Consider the following 1,413-nt stretch of genomic DNA (forward strand, 5'->3'; position numbering starts at 1 on the left):
GGTCGACGGCGGCGTCCTCGGTCATCGGCGACACCAGCATCATGGTGTGGAAGGGCGCGATCAGCACCCCTCGGTTGATCAGCCACAGATGAAGCGCATGCAGCAGGTCAGCGTCCAGCGCCTCGCGCATCACGGCGGCGTTTTTCGGGGGCGAGGGCGCGAACACCAGCTCGACCCGCGCCCCGACATGGACCACCGACCACGGCAAGCCGCGCACGGCGATCATGCCGCGCAGCTGCTCCACCAGCCGCTCGGCGCCGGCCAGCATCCGGGCGTAGGCGGCGTCGGTCATCACTTCGGACAGCATGGCCCGCATGGCCGCCAGGGCCAGGGCGTTGCCCGACAGGGTGGTGCCGATCCCCGACTGGCCGGGCCCGACCCGGGCGGCGGCCGCGTCCATGCGCTCGGACAACTCGGCCGTCACGCCCCAGACCGCGGCCGGCACGCCGCCGGCTATGGCCTTGCCGACCACCAGCATGTCCGGCTCCAGGCCGTGGGCGCGGGCGTAGCCGCCGGGGGCGGTCGAGATCGTGTGGGTCTCGTCGATGACCAGCAGGGTCCCGGCCTGGCGCGTCAGGTCGCGCATCACCTGCAGGAAGCCCGGTTGCGGCAGGATCATCCCGCAATTGGTCATGGCCGGCTCGGCCAGCAGGGCGGCGACGTCGCCGGGGGCCAGGGCGATAGCCAGGGCCTCGGGATCGTTGAACGGCACGACGCGGGTGGTGGCCGTCATGTCGTGGACCTGGCCCAGCAGGCCGGGCTTCATCACCGGTTGGCCGTCTTTCAGGACCACAAAGGCGTCCTCGACCATGCCGTGATAGCAGCCGTCGAACACCAGGATCACCGGCCGCTGGGTCACCGCCCGCGCCCAGCGGATCGCGGCGCGGTTGGCGTCGCTGGCCGTGGTCGCCATCTGCCACAGCGGCAGGCCGAACCGCTCGGCCAGCAGCCGGCCGACGATCACCGCGCTGGGCGTCGGCAGCATGAAGCCCGTGCCGCGCTTGGCCTGATCGGCGATGGCCCGGGCGACCGCCTCCTGGCCGTGGCCGAACATGGCCGGCGTGTCGGCCAGGCAGAAGTCGTCGTACAGCAGCCCGTCGATGTCGGTGATCTGGGCGCCCACGCCCTGGGCCGCGAAGATCGGACACGGACTGGCCCAGTCGGTCATCCAATGCATCGGCGCCCCGCCCCGCCAGACGTCCGCCGACTGCCGCGACATGGCGCACGAGCGGGGGTGCTCGGCGACGAACCGCCGGGCCTCGTCCTGGATCAGGTCGGAGAGGATCGGGGCGTTGGCGGGCTTGGGGGTCATGGGGGAGAGCCCTTGCCCATGACATCCATCAAATTTTCAGCCGTCATTCCCGCCCTTGTGGCGGGAACCCCTGGTTCAGCTGACGGTGAAGCGCCTTGGCG

1 protein-coding gene is annotated in these 1,413 nt (G+C 71.3%); it reads right to left on the reverse strand.

The genetic code is table 11. The features are described 5' to 3' along the window. On the reverse strand, positions 1–1,312 hold a 1,312-nt coding region (locus AC1DZ6_RS25125), incomplete at its 3' end, for an aspartate aminotransferase family protein (protein ID WP_477099808.1). Positions 1,313–1,413: the final 101 nt, after the last annotated feature.

This window comes from Caulobacter sp. P1_B12_2 (genome assembly GCF_056406675.1).